Here is a 25,424-nt window from a genome sequence, read left to right on the forward strand (position 1 = left end):
CTTCCCATCGCAGTTGTGATGATAGCGTTATCTTATTTCTGGTATATTGATAAATTTATCCCAATGCGATAAACTCACATCGATAGTGAGAAAGAATGAGACCCGAACATGCGGGATCGCAGAAGGAGGCAGTATGGCAGCACAAGCTTCAGAGCAATCGCTCGTCTTGTCGACGCGCCAATTAATTGGGCCGTTGATCGCTATTATCGTCGGAATGTTCATGGTTATTTTGGATACGACTGCCGTGAATGTCGCGCTTCCTGTTTTCGTGGATGACTTCCATCGTTCGCTGACTGTCGTACAGTGGACCATTACGGGCTATGCGCTTGCGCAGGCCGCCGTTATCCCGCTCGCGGGCTGGATGTCCGATCAATTCGGAGCGAAGCGGATTTTTATTATTTCATTAGTGTTGTTTACGCTAGGCTCGGTTTTGTGCGCAGTGGCGACAACGGCTGAGCAGCTCATTTTGTTCCGTGTGCTGCAGGGGTTAGGCGGCGGCATGGTCATGCCAATTGCATTTGCAATGACGTTCCGCATGAGCCCCCCGGAGAAAGCCGGAAGCATCATGGGCATGATGGGCATCCCCATTCTTCTCGCGCCAGCGCTGGGACCGATGCTCGCAGGTTATTTGGTCGACTATGTGAGTTGGCATTGGATTTTCTACATTAATGTGCCGGTGGGCATTATTGGGCTTGTGCTTTGCGTATGGCAACTGCCTAATTTGCCGAAGAGTGCTTCGACTGGATTGGACAAATGGGGCATTGTGCTTGGGCCGCTTGCTTTTGCCGGATTGTCTTATGGCATAAGCGAGGGAGGAGCGGGCTGGACAACGGATAAAACGATTATCGGCCTTGCGGTTGGCGCTGTTGCACTGGGCGCTTTCATAGCGGTTGAGCTGACGCGCAAAGGGCAGCCGCTGCTGGAGCTGCGCGTATTCCGTTCCATGCTGTTTACGCGTGGCATTATTATTCAATGGGTATTGCAGTTTGCGATGTTCGGCATTATTTTCTTAATCCCGTATTTCATGCAGCGTATTATGGGGATGAGCGCGTTCCATGCCGGGATGTGGTCATTGCCGCAGGCGCTTGCCGCTGCTCTATTTATGCCGTTCGGCGGACGCTTGTATGACCGGATTGGCGCACGTCCGCTCGTCATTGCAGGGATGGTTCTCGTCGCAACGGGCGCGTATCTGATTTCGCGCATTACGCCGGACCAGAGCGCGTGGGCGTTCTTCATTCCGCGAGCGCTGCTTGGCATGGGCATGGGGCTGTCGTTCCTGCCGCTGAATACGTTCCTTATCCAATCGGCGCCAGCGAATCTGGTTAGCCGCGTCACTTCGTTGACGAGCGCGACCCAGCAGGTCGTTACCTCCTTTGCGGTAGCCGGTTTGACGACGATCGTCGTCAGCCGGACGAACCATCATGTGGCGGAAGGGCTCAAACCGATGCCAGATGCGATTGCAAAAGCCTTTCATGACACGTATCTTATGCTTGCTGCGCTTGCTGTCGTCGCGCTGGTGCTAGGGCTGACGATCAGAAAGCCGAAGGGAAGCCCGACGAGTGCGGAGCAAGAATTTGCAGCCAAGGAATCGATGATGGGTTAACTTGCGTTGTTTTTATGAGCTGTCTTTCCGGTCTGAAATAGATCGGGAAGATAGCTCTATTTTGTATGGTGGGGCTTAGTGGCGCTGCGTTATGTTTGATCGCCAATATACGCCTCAGATTGCATTATGCTATAGTGAAAATGTTTAATAGAGGAAACAAACAAGGAGGCCATAGCATGCTGCGCAAATTCGGCACAACGGATTTACAGCTGTCCCCGCTGGGGCTAGGAACGTGGCAGTTCAGCGGTGGCCAAGGAATGATAGGAAAGTATTGGGCGCCCTTGCTGGAGGAACAGGTGCAGGATATTATACGAATTGCGCTAGAAGGCGGCGTGAACTGGTTTGATACGGCTGAAATATACGGTGGCGGGGAGTCGGAACGTGTGCTGGCTGCCGCATTGCGCAAGCTGGAGCCGCTTAGCCAAGCCGCCCATATTGCGACCAAGTGGTGGCCAATCATGCGGACTGCTGCGAGCATTCCGAAGACGATTGGGGAACGCCAGCGCGTGCTGGAAGGGCGGACGATTGACCTGTATCAGGTGCATCAGCCGTTTTCCTTCTCTTCTGTGTCTAGCGAAATGAAGCAAATGGCGAAACTGGCGGAGCAACGGCAGATTCGTTATATCGGCGTTAGCAATTTTTCCGCTAAGCAAATGCGTACTGCCGATCGTACGCTTCGCGAGCACGGGCTGCGCCTTGCATCCAATCAGGTCAAATACAATTTGCTTGATCGGCAAATCGAGCATAACGGCGTGCTGGAAACGGCTAAGGAGCTTGGCGTCGCGATAATCGCTTATAGCCCGCTTAAGCAAGGGCTGCTAAGCGGGAAGTTTCATGCAGACCCGGCTCTGCTGAAAGGGCTGACGTCGTTCCGGCGGAACTACGGCGGGTTCAAGCCTTCGTCACTTGAGCGTACGCGCCCTTTGATCGCGCGGCTGGAGCAGCTTGCAGAGCGATATCAAGCATCCCCGACGCAAATCGCGCTCAATTGGCTCATCCATGCCCACGGTGATACGGTGTTCGCGATCCCGGGCGCATCCAAGCCGCATCATGCGCAGGAGCTTGTGAATGCGATGCGTTTCCGGCTAACGGAAGAGGAGATTGCAGAGCTGCAATCGCTAACTTAAGTTTTTAACGAAAAGAAGACGGCGGTCCTATCCCGGTGTGCGATTTCACCCCGAGAAAGGCCGCCGTTTTGCTTATCAGAACGTAATGCAAATCTTCCCGAAATACGAACCATGAGCCAAATGCTGAAGCGCCTCCACGGCTTGCGGGAAAGGGAAGACCCGGTCGATGGCCGGATGCAAGCGGTGATGCTGCAGTGCGGCATTCATATGTTCGAACATCGTACGGCTTCCAACGTTAATGGCTTGCAGCCGCGCCTTGCGTAGGATGGCCGGGATAAGATTTAATCCTTCGACGCTAGATCCCGATAATAGGCCAACGATGCTGATTTGCCCGCCTACCTTCAAGGCTGATAAAGAGCGGTTTAGAGTAGCGCTCCCCCCAAGATCGACGATGTGATCCGCGCCACGGCCATCGGTGTAATCGAGAACAGCTTGGTCCCAGTTCACATTCTTCTTATAATTGATGCCAAAATCTGCTCCCAGCGCTTTTGCGCGTTCGAGCTTCCCATCGCTGCTGGAGGTGACGATCACTTTGGCGCCTTGAAGCTTGGCGAATTGGAGGGCGAACAAGGAGACGCCGCCTGTGCCTTGTACGACTACGGTGTCACCCGCCTTCACTTTGCCTTCCTCTACTATCGCATGCCATGCCGTTACGCCCGCGCAGGGAAGGGTGGCGGCTTCGGCATCGGACAGATAGCCGGGAACGCGAACAAGACCTTCTTCCGGCAGAACAGCATATTCCACAAGCAAGCCGTCGAGAGGGCTTCCTAGTGTCGTGACCCAATTTTGTTGCGTCGCTTCGCCCGTTTTCCAACTTTGCGTGAAGATTCCGCTTACGCGTTCTCCCAATTGAAACTTCGTTGCGCCTTCGCCTAGCGCGATCACTTCCCCAACCCCGTCGGAAACAGGAATTAGCGGTGTGTTTAGATCGGGGTTGTAAAATCCGTCGATAACCCCAATGTCCCGGGAATTCAGCGACACAGCTTTCATTCGGATGAGCACTTCGCCGCGTCCAGGGCTCGGAATCTCCCGATTGGTTTCTACGATATGGTCCAGGCCGAAGCCGCCTTGAAGGACAAAAGCTTTCATTGTACATCTCTCCTTACGGTGGAATAGACTTATCATAGTTCTTGATCTACAATCGGGTAAGACGGCACTTTTAGGTCGGTTACGAACGAGAAGGTGCGCAAGGAGGGGGAGGGAATATGAGGGAACCGGATATTTCCTTGACGGCATGCAGCTATTCGCATGTGCTTGATATCATCTCGAACAAATGGACGGCGCTGGTTATTTATGCTCTTGAGGATGGCACGATTCGATACGGGGAGATCAACCGGCGGATCGAAGGCATTTCGCAAAAAATGCTGACCCAGACCTTAAAACAACTGGAGCGGGACGGATTGGTAAGCCGAAAAGTAACGCCCTCCGTTCCGCCCGTTGTCGACTACACGCTGACACGGCTTGGGGAATCGCTGATTCCTTACATGAAGCAGTTAACCGAATGGGCAAGCGCCCACTTGGCCGAGGTTCAGCATGCGAGAGCGGCATATGACTCGGAAGCGTTGGTTTAAAGTGGACTTTTCGTCTCGCTGAATAAGGCAGATATATCTGCCTTATTCGCTCAGTGGCGCGTTAGCCGGCTGAATAGGGCAGGTTTTTCTGACCTATTCGTGCTCCGGTGCGTTAATTGGTTAAATATAGCAGGTTTTTCTGTCTCCTATCCGCACCTCGTGTGTTAGTTGATTGAATAGGGCGGATTTAGCTAGGTCTTGAGGTAAAGAAAACGGTTGAGAGTTTCTTATAAGTCAGAAAGGGCCGACGCATCGCGTCGGCCCTTTGTTCTGTAGCAAGTATCCAGTGTAATCATAATTAATCGACTCGCAGCGCCACCGTTACTCGCAAGCGACGCCGTCGCCGTCCAGATCCAGCTTGCGGCTGTAGCCGGGATCGCCTTCGTATAATGGAGCGGCGCCAGCTTCGCGGACGGCGGTGCAGTTCCGGTAGCTGACTGCTGGTTGCTCGCTGGCTGCAGGCTTCGTTGGCGTAGTTTCGACGGCTGGTGTGGTGGCGGCAGGCTTGCCGGAAGCGTCCGATTGCGGCTTGCTGGCAGGCTTCTCCGCTGCCGGCGTTGTTGCGCTTTCGGCAGGTTGCGTGTCCGCTTGCTCGCCTGTCGCGCCATTCTCATCGGCACCTGTATCCTTCGGCGGTTCCGCCGGCACTTTCGCACCGTTTTTCTCGTCCGCCAGGTTGCTCTTTACAGGCACGTTTACACTTTCAGCACCGCTATCTTTCTTGACGGTCAAGCTATCGTTTGACGTCGTGTTGGCGGTGTTGCCCTTGCCGCCTTCCAATACGATGAGGACCCGCGTTCCGTTAGAGAGACCGTCGAGTTGGTTGCCAATCCAAGAGCCCGCACCGCGGTTGTCGCTTGGCGTGACGTATCGGATGTCCGCACCTGCTCCGCCTTCCGCGCACATTGCCATTGGCCACTCGTCGCGGTCGTAGCCTTTTTTGGTCGGAATGCCTGCAAGTGAAGCTTCCCGATGGGACTCCGCGGCATCACGCTCAATTGTACAAACCGCCGATTCGCCATTGGCGATCGCGTCATGAATGTGGTCGGCCGTTTCGGGATAACGGTCAACGGGAAATTCGAGCTTTACGTCATATTTCCCATCAAAGGCTGCGTTAGGCTCGGGCTGATCGGAGTTCGTTAGTGAGCCAATGATGAAGAGAAGGGCAATCATTGCCCAAATTATGCCGGCCAAGCGTGGAATCTTGCGCAATCGCCGCCATTGAATGGCGAGCATGATGTACGGGAAGAACAGCCAGCCGAGGATCGATATCATAAAATGCGCCAACCCCTTGTCCTAGCATGATGTGACTATCATTCTACTATAGGGGAGGGCGGATGCCGAGTCATATTTTGGAAAATAGGGCAGCGCTGCGCTACTCCGGCCGCCTACCGGGTTTCAAATAGGTCTACAGGCTCGCGCCTTTCGTTCTTTTTGTATTGGGTTGGCGTTTCTCCCATCGTTTTCGTGAACATGATCGTAAAATAGTTCGCATTCATGGAATGCGTTCGCGATATCTTTTAATTGCAGATGCTTCAAAAGGCTTCGGTCCAAATAATCCTTGATCGGGTTAGCCAGCGTATCGGGATCGCTCACGGTTGCCCCATCAACTTGGACAATCCGCTGGATGACCGTAATGAGCGCTGATAGTAGATGCTCGCAGATGATCCGATGCCCTTCGCGCTGGGCGGTCGATTCTTCATGCATCATCGAGAAGATGACGTCGATTTTGCTGGCGTACGTTTTCGTCGATTAGCTTACCTTAACAGCTGAGAGCAACAGAAAGAGGAGATTTAAGTTGTGAATATTAGAGAGAAAAGAAATAAAATGCCATTGGCGCTTTACGCGCTGCTCATCAGTGCATTTGCGATTGGAACGACGGAGTTTGTGATCATGGGCATTTTGCCCGATGTCGCTTCTGCTCTTCATGTATCCTTAAGCTCGGCAGGACTGCTAGTTACGGGGGATGCCTAGCCTGGATCATTACGTCGCTCGCGCATGTCACGTTTTTTGGCATCGGCTCAATTGTGGCAACACGCGTCGTCGCTCCAGACAAAAAAGCAAGCGCAGTGGCGCTTATGCTCGGCGGCTTGACGATGTCCAACGTACTTGGCATTCCACTTGGCACTTGGATCGGGCAAACGTGGGCTGGTGCTCGACCTTCTGGGTCGTTACCGTAACAGGCGATATCGCGCTCATCGGCATTTGGAAACTCATTCCCCACATTGAGGATGAGCAGCAAGCAGGCTTCCGCAAAGAGTTCGCCGTGGTGCGGCAGGGGAAAGTGCTCGTCGCGCATGGCATGACGTTCATCAGCGCGTGCAGCGTAAACTGCTCCTCATTGCAGTTTGTACAATGAAATGGTTAATGTGCGGCGCTGCTCCGTGTGTCGTTGCAATTCATGCAATGGCAACCCCCTTTTTCTTGTAAAAAACGTGTCATAGGTGCTCCAACAGCGGTGGCCGTTGCACAAACTGCAATGGCAGTGCCTAAGCTGCTTCTAACAAACGTTTGCCATTGTACCGGTTACAATGAAGTTAAATCGTACATCCTTCGACAATTTCTAACTTTGTTCATGCTTGGCAATCAAGTGGGAAAGATTTAAGATGAGGTCAATTGGTTTGAATTCACCGATCATCTACATTTCTTGGCCACACGATTGGGGGAATGACAGGCATGCGCCGATTGGCGATTGCTGCGCTATCGATTGGTTTTCTCGTCTTGTTTTATTTTACGGTGCATGCGGCGTACAAGCTGTTCGCGTCCGATTTGCCCGTGCCGGGCCTCGCGCTTGCCGCCGAAGCCGAAGCTGAAGCTGATGCCCACGCCTATCGGCTGGTCGTCATTACGCAGGAGCTGGACACGCCATTCTGGCTGCAAGTGAAGAAGGGCGCTTTATCCGCCGCTGCCGAGCGAGGCGTAAGCTTGGAGATGTGGGGGACGTACAGCTCGGACCGCAATGAATTTTTGAAACAGATTGAGATCGCGATTGCTTCCAAAGTAGACGGCATTATCGTACAGGGCCTTAACACACCGGAATTTACGTATTTGACCAAAATCAAAGCAGCAGGCAGCGGCATCCCGATTCTGGCCGTCGCCAATGATGTGCCGATGAACGATAGCTTGCGGCGTACCTATGTGGGCTCAGACCATCTCGAGGCAGGACGGATGATCGCGCGCCAGCTCGTCAAGGATATGGAGGGCACTGGCAAAGTGGTGCTCATGGTTTCTGATCGGCAAGAGGATTACCAGCGCTCGCGCTTGAAAGGAATAGTAGAGGTGCTAAGGGCGTACCCACAGGTGAAGACGGAAATCGTCGCCTCCGGTGACGAGAAGGATGCAGCTGTCTCGGCGACGGACGAGCTGCTTAACACGCAGCCTGATGCCAAAGCATTCATTGCGGTCGCCGCCAATCACGCGAACGTCATTATTCAAGAAATCGAGAAACGGTCGCAGGTCGAGCCGTATTTTATTTACTCGTTCGATGACAGCCCGGATTCGATGGCGCTGCTGAAGCAGGGCAAGATCGATGCCCTAATTGCCCAATCGCCCGAGCAGATGGGCGAATTAAGCGTGAAGCTGATGGTCCAGTGGCTGGATGGGAAGGTTGTGCCGCTTAATCCAGATGGCTATTTTACAAACATCCGCGTGCTGCGGGCGGGGGAAGCCGAATGAACAGCATCCAACGCAAAATTATGTCGCTCTCCGTTATCGTCCTATTTATTATGGCGACCATATGGGTCGTCCTGACCTACTATAACCAGAAGACACAAGAGCAGTACAATGAAGTGCTGCAGCGCTACATGCGCATGAATGAAATGACCAACCTCAGCCAGCAGACAATCGCAAGCTTGAATGTTTATCTGCTGCAGCCCACACCCAATACCCTCGATGCGTTCCACGTCACCACAGAGCGGATTTTGCAAGCGAACGCCGAAATCGCCAAGCTTCGCACAGCCGACAATGGCTTTACCCTCACCAATTACATGCACATGATTGAAAGCCTCGTTGAGTCCGAAAATCGGTCCGTTATGTTTCATAGCCAGAAGAACAACGAACTCTCGAACGCCCGGTTCGAAGAAGCGACGCGCATTCATAACTACATCGCGGAGACGACGCTGTCGCTTATCGATAAGGATCTCAAGACGTATGACCACTTTTACCGCAGCATCATGAAGCAGAGCACCGAGCTTGAGCGCTTGGGCGTTTGGCTGCTTACTTTTATTACCGTAACGCTGCTCTTATTCGCCTATTGGTTCTCGCGCAGCATGACCAGGCCTATCCAGAAGCTGACCGTTGCGGCAAGGGAGCTGGCGCGCGGCAAGTTCGATATGCGCATCGAGGTGCATTCCAATGACGAAATCTCGTTCCTCGCCCGTACGTTCGACCGGATGCGCATCAATATTAATGAGCTTATCTCTGAAATTCACCGCACTGCACAGCTAGAGTTGGAGCTTAAAGAGAGTAAGTTGCTGCTGAAGGAGAGCCAGCTGCGCAGCTTGCAAAGCCAGATTAATCCGCATTTTCTGTTTAATACGCTCGACACGATTAGCAAAAAAGCTTATTTGGAAGGCTCGCCGGAGACAAGCGACTTAATTGCAAATGTCGCAGGGCTGCTCCGGTACAATTTGCGCCGCTTGGACCGTTCCGTTACGCTTCGCGAGGAGCTAAATGTCGTTCAAAAGTATATCGAAATCCAACAAGCGCGCTTCGCGGACCGCCTTCGGTTTGTCCAGCAAATCGATGAGCGGTGGCTCGATGTCCATTTGCCATGCTTAACGCTGCAGCCGATCATTGAAAACGCTGTTATCCATGCGGTTGAGCCGCTGGAGGAGGGGGGCACAATCGTGTTCCGCATTTTGTCCGAGGATGGCGATACGGTTCGAATAGAGGTAGAAGATAGCGGGGCGGGCATGGCGCCGGATCAAGTGCATCGCATGCTGGAGGAGCAATCGCAAGAGGGGGGGAGCAAGCAGGGGCATTCCACGGGCATCGGATTTAGCAACGTTGTCAAGCGTCTCCGGCTGTTTACTGGCCTAGAGGATGTGATCGAGATCGATAGCGGCACTCAACATGGAACGAAGGTAACGTTGAAAATTCCAGTCGATGGGAGGGTTGCTAAGCATGCTGAAGCTGTTAATCGTGGATGATGAGCCGTTGGAGCGCGAAGGGCTGCAAGCGATTTTGCATCATGGCATACCGGAGTCGCATATTGAGTTGGCGCGCAACGGCGCGATGGCGGTCGAGGTCGCAAGATCATTTGAACCGGACATCATTCTGATGGATATCAAAATGCCTGGGATGAGCGGGCTCGAAGCGGTGGCGATTATTAAGAAGGCGCAGCCTGCCATGAAATTCATTATGGTTTCTGCATATGAGGCGTTTGATTACGCGAGGCAAGCGATGAAGCTAGGGGTCAGCGACTACTTGCTCAAGCCTAGCAAAGCAAGTGAGATCGTAGCGGTTGTCCGCCATGCGACGGAAAAGTTGCTGCAGGAACGCGCGCTCGAAAAGCAGATCCAGCAGGAACGGCAAACGCTGCATCGTGTCATGCCTCTGATCGAATGTGATGTCGTAACGGGATTGCTCTATGATCATGTGCACGAGATTCATATTGAGGAAATGCTCGCTATGCTTGGCAGTGACAACACCAAGGAAGCATTCGTCCTGCTGGTCGTGCTCGGTGATTGCTCAGCAGAAGCAGCTTACAGCGCGATTAAACGGAGGATGCGCGAGCTGGGCTGCGGATGGGTAGGCGCGATGACGGGGCGGCAGGTGCCTATCGTTATTTTTCGCCAATTGGGCGTTTCGTTCCGTGCGCAGGCGTCTTCGCTTGTGCAGCAGATGCTAACGCTTCAGCAACGTGCAATTGGCACAGATGGCTTCGTCGGCATTGGCAATCCGTATGGCTCCTTGAACGATATTCGCCATTCGTTTCGCGAGGCGCTGCTTGCAACAGCAGATGCGTCGCTGCTCGCCCGCCATCGTTTTTATGCTGACATGGATTTGCGCCAGCCAGCAAGCAGCATCGGCGGGCTTGATCGCATTCGCGTGGACAAGGAGACGGTTGAGCGAATTCGGCTTGGGCAATGGGAGGGCATTCGCCAGTCGGTCAGCCGGCTGATTGATGGTTTCGAGCATAGCGGAGCAAGCTTGGTCGCATGCGGCCAGGCGGTGCTGGAGCAGCTGTGGATCGTCTACCGGACGGCGATGGAGCTTGGCGTGGAGGCGGATCGGCCGCTGTTCTCGTTTCAGGCCCGGCAATATTACCAGATGCGTTCAGAGGCGCAGAGCGTGCTCGACCAGCTTATTGAATCGTTCACCCGGCATCGCAGCAAGCTGGAGCCAGACATCATTGGGGAAATCAAGCAGTATATTGCGGAGCATTCGCAGGAGGAGATTTCGCTTGAAACGATTGCAAAGCGGGTGCAGCTAAGCCCTCATTACATTAGCAAAATGTTCAAGGAGCAGCTCGGCATCAATTACATCGACTTTCTGACCGAATGCCGCATAAATAAGGCGAAGGCGCTCATGCTTAATCCGCAACTCAGCATGAAGGAAATTACGTTCGAGGTTGGCTACAACGATCCGAATTATTTCAGCAAGGTATTCAAAAAAATATGCGGCGCTTCGCCGAGCGAATATCGCAAAATGGTGCTTCACTAGAAGCTGTAGCTCCTAGGCGTGCGGGCAGGAATTCCTCCTCCAAAAAGTGCAGATGATCATAAAAGATTGCAGATCGTTGTATAAAGCGGACGCTCTCCAAGATGGTAAGATTGCAAATGTAAGCAGTTACATTTAGAGGGTGAAGGAGAGAAGAAAATGAAAACCAAATGGATGAAAAGCGGGGTAATGGCACTTGCGCTGACGATGATGTTTACACTTTCGGCATGCGGCAGCGACGACAAAAAAGAAAGCACGGATGATGGGCCAGCTAAGACGACAACCGCAACGGAAGACAAGGGGGAAGTTAAAGGGGATAAGAAAATCGTTATCGGGCTGTCGCTCGATACGTTGCAAGAAGAACGTTGGCAGAAGGACCGTGACTTCTTCAAAGCAGAGGTGGAGAGGCTCGGCGGAGAAGTAGAAGTACAAGCAGCTAACGGCGATGATGCCAAACAAATCGCGCAAGCGGAAAACCTGATCAGCCAAGGCGTTGACCTGCTCGTCGTCGTTCCGCATAACGCGGAAGCAACGGCTGCAATCGTCGAGAAGGCACATGCTGCGGGCATTAAAGTGCTTGCATATGACCGCTTGATCAAAAACTCCGACGTTGACCTGTACGTATCGTTCGATAACGAGAAGGTCGGCGAGCTGCAAGCGCAAGCGATTCTGAAGCTAGCGCCAAAAGGCAAATTCGTTTACATCGGCGGCTCGGAAACGGACAACAATGCGCATCTGTTCAAGCAAGGCGCTTTCAACGTGTTGCAGCCATTGATCGACAGCGGCGATATCCAAGTCGTATTTGACCAATGGACGAAGGAATGGAACCCGGCTAATGCATTGGCGAACATGGAAAATGCGCTGACAGCGAACAACAATGGCATCGATGCGGTCATTGCAGCGAATGACGGCACGGCGGGCGGCGTTATCCAAGCGCTGACGGCACAAGGCCTTGCAGGCAAAATTCCAGTATCCGGCCAAGATGCGGAGCTGGCTGCAGCGCAGCGTATCGTAGAAGGCACGCAGGCGATGACGGTTTACAAGCCGATCAAGAAGCAAGCGGAGATTGCTGCCCAAATGGCGATCAAGATGGCGAAAGGCGAAGACCCAGGCGCAGACAAGAAGCTGAACAATGGCAAAATCGATGTGCCTTCCGTCCTGCTCGACCCTGTTGCCGTGGATAAGAGCAACATCGACGCGACGATTATCGCAGACGGCTTCCACTCCAAAGAAGATGTATACAAAAACGTAAAATAAGCACGTAGAACGAGCAAGAAGGGGAAGAAGCGGCTAATGAATTCCCGCATGCTTCCCCTTCTTCTTATAGATGAGGTGGCGAATCCGATGGCAGCCGCATTAGAGATGCGTAATATTACGAAGCGATTTCCGGGCGTCACAGCGCTTGACAACGTCACTTTTACAGTCAAGAAGGGCGAGGTGCATGCGCTCTGTGGGGAGAATGGAGCAGGCAAGTCGACGTTAATGAAGGTGCTCAGTGGCTTGTACCCTTATGGCAGCTACGAGGGGCAGATTGTCATTGAGGGCGAGGAGAAGCGGTTCCACCAGATCAAGGATGCCGAGCAGGCGGGCGTCGCGATTATTTATCAGGAGCTTGCACTGGCCAAGGACCTGTCCGTTGGAGAGAACTTGTTTCTGGGCAAGGTGCCGGCGAAGTGGGGCATCATTAACTGGGAGCAAGTTTTCCACGAGAGCGGGCGTTGGCTGCGAGAGGTCGGGCTAGTAGACGTTAATCCGGAGCAAGAAACCGGGACGCTCGGGATTGGAAAGCAGCAGCAGATCGAGATCGCCAAGGCTTTGTCCAAAAATGCAAATTTGCTCATTCTCGACGAACCGACTGCGGCGCTTACCGAGCAGGAAGTTGAGATTTTGCTGAACATATTGCAAGACTTCAAAAAGCGCGGCGTGACGTGCATCTATATCTCGCACAAGCTCAATGAGGTGTTCGCAATCGCAGATACCGTTACGGTGCTGCGCGACGGGCAGACGATCGGCACGTATCCGATCGGCGAGCTTACCGAGGATAAGGTCATCTCGTTGATGGTCGGGCGCGAGCTGAAGGAGCGCTTCCCGCGCATGCCGTCCAATCCGGGTGAGGCCGTCTTGCGCGTGTCGGACTACTCCGTTATTAATCCGAACCAGCCTGGCAAGAAGGTTATCGATAGCTTTTCCTTCGATGTCCGCCGAGGCGAGATTCTCGGCATCGCGGGGCTGATGGGAGCAGGGCGTACTGAGCTTGTGATGAGCTTGTTCGGTGCATATGCAGGCAAGTCACAAGGGAAGGTAGAGATCGACGGCAAGCCGGTCAAGCTGAGCGATACGCGGGCGGCGATACGCGAGGGGCTGGCGCTCGTATCCGAGGACCGCAAGAAATACGGGCTGGTGCTCGGCATGGATATTAAGAGCAATGTCAGCATGGCGAGCCTCTCCAGCATTGCATCAGGGGGCGTCATTAATCACTACAAGGAAGCCGTTAGCGGCAATCACTATCTCAGCTCGCTTAGGATCAAAGCGAATTCCGTCGAGACGGTCGTCGGCACGCTTAGCGGCGGGAATCAACAGAAGGTCGTTTTGGGCAAATGGCTCATGACGAATCCGAAAATATTAATTCTCGACGAGCCGACGCGCGGGATTGACGTTGGCGCGAAATTCGAAATTTATAACATGATGAATGAGCTGGTCAGCCAAGGCGTCGCGATCATTATGATCTCGTCGGAGCTGCCGGAGCTGCTGGGCATGAGCCATCGCATTATGGTCATTGCCGAAGGCAAGCAAGCAGGCATGTTTCAAGCGGAAGAGGCTACGCAAGAGCTGATAATGGCGGCTGCCACTGGAGGTAATCGGATATGAGCGTTAATCACGAAACGGTATTAGAGCATGCCCGCCTGAAGCAGCGGCCGAATTGGTTCAAATTCGATATGCGCGCGTATACGATGATTGGCGCGTTAATGTCGATCTGGATTTTGTTCTCGCTGCTGCATGAACGGTTCTTATCGCCAACGAACTTATCGAATCTGTTTCTGCAAATGTCCGTCACTTCGATTCTCGCAATCGGCATGGTGCTCGTCATCGTCGCGGGCCAGATCGACTTGTCGATTGGCTCGATTGTCGGGTTTACAGGCGGCATCACCGCCATGCTTAACGTCTGGTATGAATGGAGCACGATTCCCGTCATATTGGCTACGCTTGGGGCCGGAGCTGCAATCGGCTTCGTTCAGGGTTGGATTATTGCCTATCGGGCAGTGCCTGCGTTTATCGTGACGCTTGGCGGCATGCTTATATTCCGCGGGGCGTTGTTCGGAACAACAGGCAGCGTAACGATTGCGCCGCTGACGCCATCGTTGAAATCGATCGGGCAATCGTACGTTGGTGATGTGATCGGCTGGATTTTCGGCATTATCGGCTTGATCGTTGCAGCGCTTCTTATTATTCGCAAGCGGAGAGCGCGCGCCAAATTTGGCTTTGAGGTTGAGCCGTTCGCGGTCAGCATGCTTCGCCTTGGCGTTACGGGGGCGCTTATTATTGGCTTTGTCTATTTAATGAATAGCTACAAAGGCATTCCGGTTCCGTTCGTTATGGTTATCGTGCTGGCATTGGTGTTCACCTTCATCTCGCGCAACACGACGTTCGGCCGGCATATTTATGCCATTGGGGGCAATCCCGAGGCTGCGCGGCTGTCGGGCATTAACATTAAACGCCGCATCCTGCTCGTTTTCGTCTTGTGCAACACGCTGGCAGCTGTTGCAGCGCTAGTGCTGACGGCCCGCCTGAATGCGGCAACGATGAGCGCAGGGCAAAACTATGAGCTGGACGCCATCGCGGCATGCGTCATCGGCGGCACAAGCTTGATGGGCGGCACGGGCACCATTGCTGGCGCGATCATCGGCTCGCTCGTCATGGCCAGCTTGGATAATGGCATGAGCCTGATGAACTTGGAGTCGTTCTGGCAGTACATCGTGAAGGGCGGCATACTCGTGCTTGCGGTGTATGTGGATATTTATAGCCGGCAGAAGAAGAAAGCTTAGGCTCAGCAGTGCAGTATTGTGCGGCAGCACCGAAGGAAAAAAGCGCCCGTTGCGCCTGATCATTAGGCGACGGGCGCTTTTGCTTTGGTTTGGACCAGAGCGTGATAGCTAAGTGCTAGCGTTAGATCTAGCTCATAGCTATCATGGCCGCCCGTAAAGCAAAACCATTATCCTCGATCCGATACGGGCAGCCTTCTAGCTGCGTTTCGAAATCTCATCCATCACTATGGCTGCGAACGCTGGAACAGCAAGCAGTCCAAGCTCTTCGCCGCTTCGTTTGCGGACCGAAACACTGCCGCTGCCCCGTTCATTCTCGCCAAGGATGAGCATATACGGCGTCTTCTCAAGCTGCGCCTCGCGAATTTTGTAGCCTAGCTTCTCGTTGCGATGGTTGACCTCGACGCGAATGCCGGCTTCCTCAAGCTGCTTCTTCACGGCGTAGGCATCGTCAAGATAATGGTCGGATACCGGCAGCAGCTTCGCTTGAACGGGCGCGAGCCATAGGGGGAAGGCCCCGGCATAATGCTCCGTTAAGATGCCGATGAATCGGTCGATGGAGCCATATACTGCACGATGGATAACAACTGGGCGATGCTTCAGGTTGTCTTCGCCGATGTAAGTGAGGTCGAATTTTTCCGGCATTTGAAAATCAAGCTGGATCGTTCCGCACTGCCAGCTGCGATTGAGCGCATCGAGGATATGAAAATCGATTTTTGGCCCATAGAACGCGCCGTCTCCCTCGTTAAGCGTATACGCGATGCCGCGGCTGTCGAGCACGCTTTGCAGCGACTGCTCCGCCTGGTCCCACAGTGCTTCTGAACCCATATAATCGTCTGGGCGCGTAGACAGCTCGATTTTGTACGAAAAGCCGAATACGTCATAAATATGGCCGATTAGCTCAATGACGCGGCCGATCTCTTCTTCGATCTGGCTCGGCAGCACGAACAGATGGGCATCATCTTGGCAGAACGTGCGAACGCGCATCATGCCGCTCAGCGCACCGGAAAACTCATGGCGGTGCACTTGGCCGAACTCGGATAGCCGGATCGGCAGCTCGCGATAGGAGTGCCGGCTGTTTTTGTAGATGAGCATGTGCCCGGGACAGTTCATCGGCTTCAGCGCAAATTTCGTCTCATCGACTTGTGTAAAATACATGTTGTCCTTGTAATGGTCCCAGTGTCCGGACTGCTCCCAGATCCGATTGTTCATCATGAGCGGCGTGCGCACCTCTTCATATGCCCGGAGCCTTTGAATTTCGCGTGCGAAGCTCTCAAGCTCGTTGCGAATGGCCATGCCCTTCGGCAGGTAGAACGGCATGCCCGGCGCTTCCTCGGAAAACATGAACAAGCCAAGCTCTTTGCCGAGCTTGCGGTGATCGCGTTTTCTTGCCTCCTCAATCCTGTGCAAATGCTCATCCAGCTGCGCTTTCTTCGCGAAAGCCGTCCCATAAATGCGCTGCAGTACCTTGTTATTCGAATCTCCGCGCCAGTAGGCGCCCGCCATATGAAGCAGCTTGAACGCTTTGATCCGCCCTGTGGAGGGAAGATGCGGACCTCTGCATAGATCGAAAAACTCGCCTTGCTCATAAATCGAGATAACCGCTTCCTCGGGCAAATCGCGAATTATTTCCAGCTTCAACGGCTCCTGGCATTCCTCGAATGCCCTTACGGCTTCCTCGCGGCTAACCGTGCGGCGGACGATAGGGAGATTTTCGCCGATAATGTGGTTCATTTCGTACTCGATGGCCACCAAATCCTCGCTAGATAGCGGCTTGTCGATGTCGATATCGTAATAAAAGCCGTCCTCGATGACCGGCCCGATGCCGAGCTTCACGTTCTGGCCTGGGAATAATCGCTTGATCGCCTGCGCCATGACATGCGCCGTGCTATGCCGATGAATTTCGAGGCCCAGTTGGCTGTCCAACGTCACGATCTCAACCGTGCTGTCCTGCTCGATGGGGCGATTGAGGTCGACTAGCTCGTTGTTGAGCTTGCCTGCGACCGCATTTTTGTACAAGTTGGCATTGATAGATAAAGCGATTTCTCCCACGGTTGTTCCTTGCGAATACCTCCTGATTGCGCCATCTGGCAACGTTACGTTGATCTCCATGCGTTTTCCTCCATTCTGAGCGTTTTGGTTGGCTGGGATGCGTTTTTTTTGAACGCAAAAAAACGCATCTCGCCCGGAAAGGGACGAGTGCGTTCAGCTCGTGGTTCCACCCTAATTCATCCTCTAGCGCATGGCTTCTCGGCGAGAATCGCCGCGAAACTGCTGCTGCAAGGACCTTATTGGTATCCGCTAACGGGGATTAGCCGGTGCCGTATACTGCCGCGATTCAACAATCGTCGGGTTCAACGCCACAGCTGCAAAGGGGTAACGCCACAACCGGTTACTGAAGAAGCTTTCAGCCAAGGCTTCTCTCTCTGGGCAGCGCGTGTCGGGCATCATGTCTTTGGTCATCGCTTGATTTGTTCATCATCTTACAGAAATCTCCTTCTGGATGTCAATAGGGATTTTTATGCAATGTGCTGCAACGTATCACACCGAGCTGTGCCACACCGCGCCTCGCATGGATTCACAGCACACTGCACCTTATCGTGCATTCGCATGCATCCACAGCACACACTACACCATTCGCACCACTGAATCTAGCCGTGATTGCACTTCATGCAATGGCGTCCGCCAAGCTAGCGCCTAATCTAGCTCCCATTGCAGTTTGTGCAATTGAAAAGGTTAAAAGTAGCTCGAATCTAGCACGTAGGGATGTTTGCGAGAGCAGTCATTGCACAGCATGCAATAGCATGGCTCTGAGCCATGCTTGAGGATTGTTTTCATTGCACAAACTGCAATCACGTGGTGAATAGGGGGATTGCAGTGAGAAGTGAGAGGGCGAGGTGTTGAGAAATGCTCTTTTTCGCCAAGAAATAAGGTTGCAAGAACTAGTAAATTATGCTAGTTTTCATGTTGATAGGTTCGATAGGCATGGGATGCTAGTCCAAAAGAACTGTCGCATAAAGGGCTGCGGTGAAAAGGAATTGCGGGGCAAAAAAGGCTGCAACGATTGCTCGCCGCAGCCTTTCTTCTAAGCGTATTGAACGAATGGCATTAACGCAAGTTCGGAATGTCTACGTCCGCGTTTGCTTCCGCTTCGTAGTTGACGCCTTCGGTTTCGAAGCCGAACAGCTGGAAAAACTCGCGGCGGTAGCCTTCGAGATCAGACAGCTCGTACACGTTTTCCGTCGTCAAGTCTGCCCAAAGCTGGGACACTTCCGCTTGAACGTCTTCGCGCATTTCCCAATCGTCGATGCGGATGCGGCCACGCTCGTCGACAGCAGTTGGAGCGTCGCTATACAGGCGATCATTGAACAAACGGTACATTTGCTCGATGCAGCCTTCATGAAGCTCTTTTTCCTTCATGACCTTGTACAGTGCAGAGATGTACAGCGGAACGACTGGAATAGCGGAGCTGGATTGCGTAACAAGCGCTTTGTTGACCGAAATGAACGAGCGTCCGCCCGTAGCGCTGAGCTTCTCATTAAGGCGCTGTGACGTTGCTTCGAGGTCGTCTTTCGCGCGGCCGATCGTGCCTTCCTTGTACACAGCATGCGTGATTTCCGGCCCGATGTACGAGTAAGCGACTGTCGTTGCGCCGTCAGCCAGCACGCCGGCTTGTTGCAGCTCGTCGATCCACATCGCCCAGTCTTCGCCGCCCATGACGCCGATCGTCTGGCGCAGCTCATCTTCGGTTGCAGGTTCAATCGTCGCCGTCGTGACTTCGCCGCTGTGGAAGTTAACCGTTTTGTTCGAATACGTTTCGCCAAGCGGCTTGATGACCGATGCGAACGTTTCGCCTGTTTTCGGATGCGTACGGCGCGGGGAAGCAACGCTATATACGACCAGGTCGATGTTGCCGAGCTCCGTGCGAATGAGGTCGATCGTTTTCGCTTTGATTTCGTCGGAGAAAGCGTCGCCGACGATGCTGTACGACTTGCGCCCCGCTGCTTGGGCAGCTTGCTCGAATGCGGCGGAATTGTACCAGCCTGCCGATGCAGTGCGCGCGCCTTCTGCCGCTTTGTCGAAGTAAACGCCTACGGTGTTAGCGCCGGAAGCAAATGATGCGACGATGCGCGACGCTAGGCCGTAGCCTGTTGATGCGCCGATAACGAGCACGTTGCGAGGGCCTTGGATGGCCGGTTGAGCTTGTACATATTCAATTTGGCGCTGGACTTGACGGGCGCAGCCATCTGGATGCGCAGTCGTGCAAATGAAGCCTCTTGTTTTAGGTTGAATGATCATAAGTACGTCCTTTCTTTATACAGCTTGTAGGATGGATCACAATGCGTATAGTTCTGCCGGAGTGGTTGGCCTTAGGGGCAGAACGAAAGTGCCGCTTTGTACAGATTAGCATGACTGGGAAATTTACGCTAGTTCGGGCCGTCCCTGCGAGATTAGCAGGCATGAAGCGCGTTCATGGCGCATAGGATGGGGCAGTTAGCTGCCGGAATTAAGAAGGCGAGGGGATCTTACATGCAGGACAGAAGCGCAGGCAACGCCCAAGGGATTGATGTTTCGCATTATCAGGGCACGGTCAACTGGAGCGAGGTTAAAAGTGATGGGATTTCGTTTGCTTTCTTAAAAGCAAGCCAAGGAACCAGCTCACGGGATGCAACTTTTATCAACAACGCGAATGGTGCCCGAGCGGCAGGCGTTCTAATTGGCGCCTACCACTTCGTCAATGCTAAAACGACAGATGCGGCAGCTAAGGAAGCGGCAAATTTCGCCGATGCGATTGCTTCGGCAGGTGGAGCGGCAGCGTTCGAGCTTCCTCCGGTCATGGATTATGAGCAGGCAGATTCGAGCATGAGCAAGGGGGACATTAATGCGGTAGCGAAAGCGTTTCTGACGGAGACAGAGCGGCTGACCGGCGTTAAGCCGATCATCTATTCTGGCAGCAGTTTCGCAAACAATTTTGACGCTTCGATGGGCGCTTATGAGCTATGGGCAGCACGCTATAGCAGTTCTCCGCCTGCCGATACAGTGGCGTGGAGCAAGTGGACGTTCTGGCAGTACAGCGATGGTTCCGCAGGTGGCGTGCGGCCAGGCGGCGGCCGAGCGGTCGCAGGCATTGCTGGTCCGGTCGATTTGAATGAATACGCGGGCACGGAAGATGAGCTGCGCAAGGCCTACGCCCAAGATGGCGAGAACGGGGAGGATGATTCGATGACAGACGCAGAAAAACAGCAAATGCAGGATTTGGCGGATCGCGTGGCGGCGCTTGAGGAGCGTGTTAATATGTCGAGCAACCAGACGCCTCCTGCATGGGCCAATGATGCCATTATTGCGGCTAAAGGCGCAGGCCTTATTACGACTTCCAATGATAAGGGGCACGCCGAGCTGGTTATGATTCAAATGCTGTACAACGCTGGGTTATGCAACGCTGAGCTGATCGCGTTCTTCCGCGGATTTAGCGCTGAGACAAAGGCGGCAATTGACGCGCTCGTCAAAGGCTGAACATTGCTTGCAGTATCGACAGCGCTTACCGAGCCGTTCGCGGCGCAGTGGCAAGCGCTGTTGATGCAAATGCGCCATAAATTTCAAGATTTCGACCTAAAAATATTCCGATAAGTATGCTATTATTATGGACGAGCCTATTTCTCCCTTGCCAGGATGTACAACTGGACAAGCAGAATTGCTGCCATTGTGAGCTTTAATCTGTGCTAGGAGAAACGCCAGAATCGAATATCGAAACATGAAGGAGCGAAAGTGAATCATGACTAAAGTTCTTGTTTTCGGTCATAAAAACCCGGACACGGATACGATTTGCTCGGCTATCGCTTATGCCGAACTGAAAAAACAGCTTGGCGTTGACGCTGAAGCAATTCGCCTTGGCGAAGTAAACGGCGAGACGCAATACGCGCTCGACCAATTCGGCATTCAAGCGCCGCGCCTTGTAGAAGCGGTTGCTGCTGAAGCGAAAGAAGTTATTCTCGTCGACCACAACGAGCGCCAACAAAGCGCGAACGATATCGCAGACGTACGCGTTATCGAGGTTATCGACCATCACCGGATCGCTAACTTCGAGACGAGCGACCCGCTGTACTACCGCGCTGAGCCAGTAGGCTGCACGGCGACGATTCTTAATAAAATTTACAAAGAAAAAGGCGTAGCGATTCCTAAGGAAATCGCAGGCCTGATGCTGTCGGCAATCATTTCCGATTCCCTGCTGTTCAAGTCGCCTACGTGCACGCAAGAAGACGTAGACGCAGCGAAAGAGCTAGCTGCTATTGCTGGCGTTGACGCAGACAGCTACGGTCTGGCAATGCTTAAAGCTGGCGCTGACCTGAGCGACAAATCGATCGCACAGCTGATCTCCCTCGATGCGAAAGAGTTCTCGATGGGCGGCTCCAAAGTTGAAATCGCGCAAGTTAACGCGGTTGACACGAACGACGTGCTTTCCCGCCAAGGCGAGCTCGAAGCTGCACTGAACACGATCATCGAAGAAAAAGGCCTCGACCTGTTCCTGTTCGTCGTAACGGACATCTTGACGAACGATTCGATCGGTCTGGCACTTGGCCGTTCCGCAAGCGTAGTCGAGCAGGCGTACAACGTGTCGCTGTCGAACAACACGGCAGTGCTCAAAGGCGTAGTTTCCCGCAAGAAACAAATCGTGCCGGTTCTGACCGATACGTTCAACAAGCTGCAAGCGTAAGCTAGCATCTTATCGGCTCAGCCGTTCATAAGGCTGCCCTACTCGCCATGGGTTCATGGCGTAGGGCGGCTTTTATTTTTAGATTAGCTAGTTTTATTGCCCGAACCAAAGCCAATGACATACCCATCCAAATCTTTGACCGAAAAGTCTTTCCAGACGCCCCAGCCATGCTCCGTTAATTGAAGTTCGGAAACGATAATTGCCCCATTGGCCTTGAATTCGCCATATAACGCATCCAGCTCGGCATGGGTTTTGACATAAGCATACGTATTCCATGTGCCCTTGTTGGGTTTTACATCAGCGGGATCAGCAGCTTGAATTAACTTAAACCCTAACCCAAAATCGTCCCGGACGGCCCAATGCTCGTTCACTTCACAGCCTAATGCTTCTGCATAATATTGCTTCGATTTTTCAACGTCGGATACTAACAGGACAGTCAGAGAGTTTTCAATTCTTGCTTTGATTGCATCGGCCATCAGGAACGCCTCCTGTAACTTATGGAAAATTAATACACCGATATTGTACCGAATGTATGTTCGTCTGTAAAGGCGGGATTTAAAGCGGTCCATCGGCGTTTTGCAAAAGGATTGTTATTTGCTATCGTTTATTATCGAATTTCGTTATAATATTCGTGACGACCATAGCAATCAGGAGGAACCCATCATGTTCGCGCCTCATCGAAGAGAGCAAATTTTACAGCTGTTGCAACAGCAAAAGCAGGTGATCGTAAAGGATCTGGCACTTCAGCTAAACGTGTCGGAAGGCACGCTCCGCGCTGATTTGCGCCAAATGGAGGAGGAGGGGCTGCTGGAACGCACGCATGGCGGGGCTGTCCCAGTTCGCGCGAAGAAGCCAGCCTTTCAAGATTTGCGCATGACGTCGCGAAGCGAATTGAATGCCGAGCTGAAGCAGGCGATTGGGAAGAAAGCAGCAGAGCTGGTTCATCAGGGGCAATGCATTTTGCTGGATGCGAGCTCGACGGTGCTGGAGCTTGCCAAGGCGCTCGTCGATTGCGACTATTTGACCGTTGTAACCAATGGGGTAGAGGCAGCGCTTACGCTTAACCGCAATCCCCGCATTAACGTTATTCTTGTCGGCGGCGTGCTGCGTCCGGGCTCAGGTTCGGTTGAAGGTGTGCTTGGCCGGACGATATTGGAAGAAATTCATGCCGACCTTTTCTTCACCTCTTCGCTTGGATTTACCGTCGAGGAAGGAATGACGGACTTCAGCCTATACGAGGCGGAGCTTAAGAAGCTAATGGCCGCGAACGCAAGCAAAATCGTTGCTCTCCTCGATCATACGAAGCTTGGGAGGCGATCGATTGCGACGAGCGTGCAGACGCGAGCTGTCCATACGATCATTACGGATGAAGGGGCCGACCCTGCGTTCCTGCGGCAAATTACAGGAATCGAGCTGCTTGTTGCGGAGCCTGCCGAATAGCAGCGTTTAATGGCATTAACTGAAAACATCCAACGATATTCGTTGGGTGTTTTTGTTTTGTTACGGCAACACCTGTCGATTCAATTGATAATGAATGAGAATGATAATAAAAATAAACAATCATTGACTTTCGAGCAGCGTGAGGCGGACAATAAGATGGTATGGATCGCCACACGAATGCGATCAGCAAATGGTTCGCGAGAGGCAGGGCACCCACCGATGATTGCAATGGATCTGGACGGGTTTGTCATTGATTTGGATGGTACGGTGTTTAGGGGAGAGACGGCCGTCGAAGGCGCGCCGCAAGCGATTGCTTCGCTTCGCGCCAATGGCAAGCGGCTCGTCTTCCTTAGCAACCGAGGCAATATATCAAGAGAGATGTGCCTAGCAAAACTTCGCAGGCTTGGCGTGGAAGCGTCTATGGATGAAATTATATTGTCGTCAACGGTGACGGCCCGCTATTTGCGGGAGCATCATCCAGGCTGCGAAGCTTGGACACTGGGCGATCATGGCTTGAAAGAGGAGCTTGCTTCCGGCGGCATTGCGCTGGCGGATCGGCCGGAGTTGGCGGACTGGCTCGTCATTACGCTGCATGAGACGTTGACGTATCATGAATTGAATGATGCGTTCCGCGCAGTTCGGCATGGCGCACGCATTATCGCGACGAATGAGGATCGGTCATTTCCTGGCGAGTTCGGGGACCATATCGATGTCGCTGGCATGATTGGCGCCATTACGGCTTCAACAGGAGCGCAAGTGGAGCTCGTCGTGGGCAAGCCATCCGCGCTTATGGCGGAAGCAGCGCTAACGGCACTGCAATTGCCGGCAGAACGATGCCTGATGATCGGCGACAGCTTAGCGTCCGATATTGGCTTGGGCAAGCGGGCGGGGATGAGAACCGCGCTTGTGTTAACGGGATCAACAACAATGGAGGCTGCCGGCCTCTGGCCAGCACGGCCGGACTGGATTTGGCCTTCAATCGCACAATTAATAACTAAAGCAGCTGTAAAAGGAGAGGGAACGGCATGAATCAGGTGTTGGATAATCTAAAGGCGGCAGCGCCTTGGCTCGATGGGAAGGCGTTACAAGCAATTGCGATCAATCCGATTATCATCGAAGCAGGAGCGCTCCGGCATGTTGCCCCTTACTTGCAGGACCGAGGCATTCAGCGCGTGCTAATCGCAGCCGATGCGAACACGCATGCCGCAGCAGGAACGATGCTATGGCCGCGCATTGCCGATGCGGGCATTTCGGTCCAGACGGCGCTTATTAAGCCAGATGCGCAGGGCGATGTCATTGCTGATGAATCGTCACTAGTGCAATTGTTAATGGATATTCGCCAGACGAACGCAGAGCTCGTCATTGCGGTTGGTTCTGGGACAATACATGATATCGTAAGGTATTCAGCCTATACCTTAGGCATCCCGTTCGTTTCTGTACCGACGGCGCCTTCCGTCGATGGCTTTAACTCCAAGGGGGCCCCGCTCATTATCAGAGGCGAGAAGCGGACGTTTGCCGCCACTGCACCGGATGCGATTTTCGCTGACTTGGATGTACTGTGCGCTGCGCCTTCGGCTATGGTTGCAGCTGGATTTGGCGATATGTTGGGCAAATATACGTCGCTGTTCGACTGGACTTATGGCGCAGCCGCGGGCAACGAGCCGCACGATAATGCAGCTGCTGCGATTACGGCATACGCGCTGGACAAATGCGTCAAGCACGCAGAATCGATTGGGCGCCGGGAGCAAGAAGGCATTCGCGTCCTGATGGAAGCGTTAATCGAGTCAGGCCTCGCGATGCTGCTGTTCGGGCAATCGCATCCTGCATCGGGAGCTGAGCACCACTTGTCCCATTATTGGGAGATGGAGTATCTTCGCCTTGGCCGCCCTGCGTTGTTGCACGGGGCGAAGGTGGGCGTTGCAAGCGCGGCTATCGCCGGCGTATACCGCCGAATTGCGGAGGAGCAGGGCGAAACTTTGTTCGCTGCGGATCGTGAGCGATTGGAGCAGGCGCTTGCCACGGTGCCGTCCACGGCTGAGCTGCAACAGCTGCTCCGTGTCGTTGGGGGGCCAGCAACAGCGCAGGAGCTAGGCGTCGATGATGAGCTGCTCACCCGAAGCTTGCGCGAGGCGCATCGCGTGCGTGCCAACCGCCACACCCTATTGAAGGCATACAATGAATTGCCAGTCACCGCGGTTTAAGTTTTGCGAACAGAACGAGGATGCCTTGAGGGCATAGCGCCAAGGAGCTTCCCGCCTGCCATTTATA

At 53.4% G+C, this 25,424-nt stretch carries 22 protein-coding genes and 1 pseudogene; 16 read left to right on the forward strand and 7 right to left on the reverse strand.

The features are described 5' to 3' along the window. Positions 1–133: 133 nt before the first annotated feature. Both GON22_RS12140 and GON22_RS12145 read left to right on the forward strand, forming a co-directional pair. Complete coding sequence (locus GON22_RS12140; RefSeq protein ID WP_160396364.1) at positions 134–1,603, forward strand: DHA2 family efflux MFS transporter permease subunit; 1,470 nt, start codon at positions 134–136, stop codon at positions 1,601–1,603. A 176-nt stretch (positions 1,604–1,779) separates the two neighbouring features. Then, positions 1,780–2,730 carry an aldo/keto reductase gene (locus GON22_RS12145; protein WP_237179130.1) on the forward strand — a complete coding sequence of 317 codons (951 nt, stop codon included), beginning with the start codon at positions 1,780–1,782 and terminating at the stop codon, positions 2,728–2,730. Positions 2,731–2,805: 75 nt separating this feature from the next. Here the strand turns inward: GON22_RS12145 and GON22_RS12150 are convergent, their stop codons facing one another. Next, entirely contained in the window at positions 2,806–3,819 is a 1,014-nt protein-coding gene (locus GON22_RS12150) for a zinc-dependent alcohol dehydrogenase family protein (RefSeq protein WP_160396365.1), read from the reverse strand. Positions 3,820–3,935: 116 nt separating this feature from the next. Here GON22_RS12150 and GON22_RS12155 point away from each other — a divergent pair, with 116 nt between their 5' ends. Beyond that, entirely contained in the window at positions 3,936–4,301 is a 366-nt protein-coding gene (locus GON22_RS12155; protein ID WP_160396366.1) for a winged helix-turn-helix transcriptional regulator, read from the forward strand. 321 nt (positions 4,302–4,622) lie between these two features. Here GON22_RS12155 and GON22_RS25735 read toward each other — a convergent pair whose 3' ends face one another. The 3 genes and pseudogenes from GON22_RS25735 to GON22_RS12165 form a co-directional block, all read right to left on the reverse strand. Next, positions 4,623–4,994, reverse strand: coding sequence for an excalibur calcium-binding domain-containing protein (locus GON22_RS25735; protein ID WP_336604300.1), 372 nt, complete (start codon positions 4,992–4,994; stop codon positions 4,623–4,625). Between the two features lie 81 nt (positions 4,995–5,075). Then, a pseudogene (locus GON22_RS25740) lies at positions 5,076–5,513 on the reverse strand (NucA/NucB deoxyribonuclease domain-containing protein); the annotation flags it as partial. Between the two features lie 186 nt (positions 5,514–5,699). Beyond that, complete coding sequence (locus GON22_RS12165) at positions 5,700–6,011, reverse strand: hypothetical protein (RefSeq protein ID WP_160396367.1); 312 nt, start codon at positions 6,009–6,011, stop codon at positions 5,700–5,702. A gap of 90 nt (positions 6,012–6,101) precedes the next feature. On the opposite strand from GON22_RS12165, the gene GON22_RS12170 reads away from it, so the two are divergent. The 8 genes from GON22_RS12170 to GON22_RS12205 all read left to right on the forward strand — a co-directional run bounded on the left by GON22_RS12170 (position 6,102) and on the right by GON22_RS12205 (position 15,007). Beyond that, a complete protein-coding gene (locus tag GON22_RS12170; RefSeq protein ID WP_160396368.1) occupies positions 6,102–6,275 on the forward strand; it encodes an MFS transporter in 174 nt (57 codons plus the stop codon). A gap of 169 nt (positions 6,276–6,444) precedes the next feature. Further along, positions 6,445–6,660, forward strand: a complete 216-nt coding sequence (locus tag GON22_RS12175; RefSeq protein WP_160396369.1) for an MFS transporter — start codon at positions 6,445–6,447, stop codon at positions 6,658–6,660. Between the two features lie 308 nt (positions 6,661–6,968). Then, complete coding sequence (locus GON22_RS12180) at positions 6,969–7,976, forward strand: substrate-binding domain-containing protein (RefSeq protein WP_336604298.1); 1,008 nt, start codon at positions 6,969–6,971, stop codon at positions 7,974–7,976. Then, on the forward strand, positions 7,973–9,451 hold the full coding sequence (locus GON22_RS12185) for a sensor histidine kinase (RefSeq protein WP_160396371.1): 1,479 nt from the start codon (positions 7,973–7,975) through the stop codon (positions 9,449–9,451). The genes GON22_RS12180 and GON22_RS12185 overlap by 4 nt, the downstream gene beginning before the upstream one ends. Next, positions 9,426–10,967, forward strand: coding sequence for a response regulator (locus tag GON22_RS12190; RefSeq protein ID WP_160396372.1), 1,542 nt, complete (start codon positions 9,426–9,428; stop codon positions 10,965–10,967). The genes GON22_RS12185 and GON22_RS12190 overlap by 26 nt, the downstream gene beginning before the upstream one ends. 156 nt (positions 10,968–11,123) lie before the next feature. Beyond that, entirely contained in the window at positions 11,124–12,221 is a 1,098-nt protein-coding gene (xylF, locus tag GON22_RS12195) for a D-xylose ABC transporter substrate-binding protein (RefSeq protein ID WP_160396373.1), read from the forward strand. An 87-nt stretch (positions 12,222–12,308) separates the two neighbouring features. Beyond that, entirely contained in the window at positions 12,309–13,832 is a 1,524-nt protein-coding gene (locus tag GON22_RS12200) for a xylose ABC transporter ATP-binding protein (protein WP_160396374.1), read from the forward strand. Beyond that, the gene (locus GON22_RS12205) at positions 13,829–15,007 is read left to right on the forward strand and encodes a sugar ABC transporter permease (RefSeq protein WP_160396375.1); all 1,179 of its coding nucleotides are present in this window, start codon (positions 13,829–13,831) and stop codon (positions 15,005–15,007) included. Before GON22_RS12200 ends, GON22_RS12205 begins: the two co-directional genes overlap by 4 nt. Positions 15,008–15,202: 195 nt before the next feature. On the opposite strand, the gene thrS is transcribed toward GON22_RS12205, so the two are convergent. Both thrS and fabV read right to left on the reverse strand, forming a co-directional pair. Next, positions 15,203–17,116, reverse strand: a complete 1,914-nt coding sequence (gene thrS / locus GON22_RS12210) for a threonine--tRNA ligase (protein ID WP_160396376.1) — start codon at positions 17,114–17,116, stop codon at positions 15,203–15,205. Positions 17,117–18,112: 996 nt separating this feature from the next. After that, positions 18,113–19,303, reverse strand: coding sequence for an enoyl-ACP reductase FabV (fabV, locus tag GON22_RS12215; RefSeq protein ID WP_160396377.1), 1,191 nt, complete (start codon positions 19,301–19,303; stop codon positions 18,113–18,115). Positions 19,304–19,534: 231 nt separating this feature from the next. Here fabV and GON22_RS12220 point away from each other — a divergent pair, with 231 nt between their 5' ends. Next, a complete protein-coding gene (locus tag GON22_RS12220) occupies positions 19,535–20,518 on the forward strand; it encodes a glycoside hydrolase family 25 protein (protein ID WP_160396378.1) in 984 nt (327 codons plus the stop codon). A 259-nt stretch (positions 20,519–20,777) separates the two neighbouring features. Further along, complete coding sequence (locus tag GON22_RS12225; protein WP_160396379.1) at positions 20,778–21,716, forward strand: manganese-dependent inorganic pyrophosphatase; 939 nt, start codon at positions 20,778–20,780, stop codon at positions 21,714–21,716. 83 nt (positions 21,717–21,799) lie between these two features. Here GON22_RS12225 and GON22_RS12230 read toward each other — a convergent pair whose 3' ends face one another. Continuing rightward, positions 21,800–22,192, reverse strand: coding sequence for a VOC family protein (locus tag GON22_RS12230; RefSeq protein WP_160396380.1), 393 nt, complete (start codon positions 22,190–22,192; stop codon positions 21,800–21,802). A 187-nt stretch (positions 22,193–22,379) separates the two neighbouring features. Between GON22_RS12230 and GON22_RS12235 the strand changes: the two genes are divergently transcribed. The 3 genes from GON22_RS12235 to GON22_RS12245 all read left to right on the forward strand — a co-directional run bounded on the left by GON22_RS12235 (position 22,380) and on the right by GON22_RS12245 (position 25,357). Continuing rightward, positions 22,380–23,156: a DeoR/GlpR family DNA-binding transcription regulator gene (locus GON22_RS12235; protein ID WP_160396381.1), complete on the forward strand. Its 777-nt coding sequence runs from the start codon at positions 22,380–22,382 to the stop codon at positions 23,154–23,156. A 219-nt stretch (positions 23,157–23,375) separates the two neighbouring features. After that, a complete protein-coding gene (locus GON22_RS12240) occupies positions 23,376–24,185 on the forward strand; it encodes an HAD-IIA family hydrolase (RefSeq protein WP_160396447.1) in 810 nt (269 codons plus the stop codon). After that, positions 24,182–25,357, forward strand: coding sequence for a sn-glycerol-1-phosphate dehydrogenase (locus GON22_RS12245; RefSeq protein ID WP_160396382.1), 1,176 nt, complete (start codon positions 24,182–24,184; stop codon positions 25,355–25,357). The genes GON22_RS12240 and GON22_RS12245 overlap by 4 nt, the downstream gene beginning before the upstream one ends. Positions 25,358–25,424 lie beyond the last annotated feature (67 nt).

Source organism: Paenibacillus sp. MMS18-CY102 (genome assembly GCF_009789195.1).
Lineage (GTDB): Bacteria > Bacillota > Bacilli > Paenibacillales > Paenibacillaceae > Paenibacillus_T.

Bases quoted from the DNA above. Each gene is read 5' to 3' on its own strand.
- GON22_RS12140 (WP_160396364.1), top strand. From the start codon at position 134: ATGGCAGCACAAGCTTCAGAGCAATCGCTCGTCTTGTCGACGCGCCAA.
- GON22_RS12145 (WP_237179130.1), top strand. From the start codon at position 1,780: ATGCTGCGCAAATTCGGCACAACGGATTTACAGCTGTCCCCGCTGGGG.
- GON22_RS12150 (WP_160396365.1), bottom strand. From the start codon at position 3,819: ATGAAAGCTTTTGTCCTTCAAGGCGGCTTCGGCCTGGACCATATCGTA.
- GON22_RS12155 (WP_160396366.1), top strand. From the start codon at position 3,936: ATGAGGGAACCGGATATTTCCTTGACGGCATGCAGCTATTCGCATGTG.
- GON22_RS12165 (WP_160396367.1), bottom strand. From the start codon at position 6,011: ATGATGCATGAAGAATCGACCGCCCAGCGCGAAGGGCATCGGATCATC.
- GON22_RS12180 (WP_336604298.1), top strand. From the start codon at position 6,969: ATGACAGGCATGCGCCGATTGGCGATTGCTGCGCTATCGATTGGTTTT.
- GON22_RS12185 (WP_160396371.1), top strand. From the start codon at position 7,973: ATGAACAGCATCCAACGCAAAATTATGTCGCTCTCCGTTATCGTCCTA.
- GON22_RS12190 (WP_160396372.1), top strand. From the start codon at position 9,426: ATGCTGAAGCTGTTAATCGTGGATGATGAGCCGTTGGAGCGCGAAGGG.
- xylF (WP_160396373.1), top strand. From the start codon at position 11,124: ATGAAAACCAAATGGATGAAAAGCGGGGTAATGGCACTTGCGCTGACG.
- GON22_RS12200 (WP_160396374.1), top strand. From the start codon at position 12,309: ATGGCAGCCGCATTAGAGATGCGTAATATTACGAAGCGATTTCCGGGC.
- GON22_RS12205 (WP_160396375.1), top strand. From the start codon at position 13,829: ATGAGCGTTAATCACGAAACGGTATTAGAGCATGCCCGCCTGAAGCAG.
- thrS (WP_160396376.1), bottom strand. From the start codon at position 17,116: ATGGAGATCAACGTAACGTTGCCAGATGGCGCAATCAGGAGGTATTCG.
- fabV (WP_160396377.1), bottom strand. From the start codon at position 19,303: ATGATCATTCAACCTAAAACAAGAGGCTTCATTTGCACGACTGCGCAT.
- GON22_RS12220 (WP_160396378.1), top strand. From the start codon at position 19,535: ATGCAGGACAGAAGCGCAGGCAACGCCCAAGGGATTGATGTTTCGCAT.
- GON22_RS12225 (WP_160396379.1), top strand. From the start codon at position 20,778: ATGACTAAAGTTCTTGTTTTCGGTCATAAAAACCCGGACACGGATACG.
- GON22_RS12230 (WP_160396380.1), bottom strand. From the start codon at position 22,192: ATGGCCGATGCAATCAAAGCAAGAATTGAAAACTCTCTGACTGTCCTG.
- GON22_RS12235 (WP_160396381.1), top strand. From the start codon at position 22,380: ATGTTCGCGCCTCATCGAAGAGAGCAAATTTTACAGCTGTTGCAACAG.
- GON22_RS12240 (WP_160396447.1), top strand. From the start codon at position 23,376: ATGATTGCAATGGATCTGGACGGGTTTGTCATTGATTTGGATGGTACG.
- GON22_RS12245 (WP_160396382.1), top strand. From the start codon at position 24,182: ATGAATCAGGTGTTGGATAATCTAAAGGCGGCAGCGCCTTGGCTCGAT.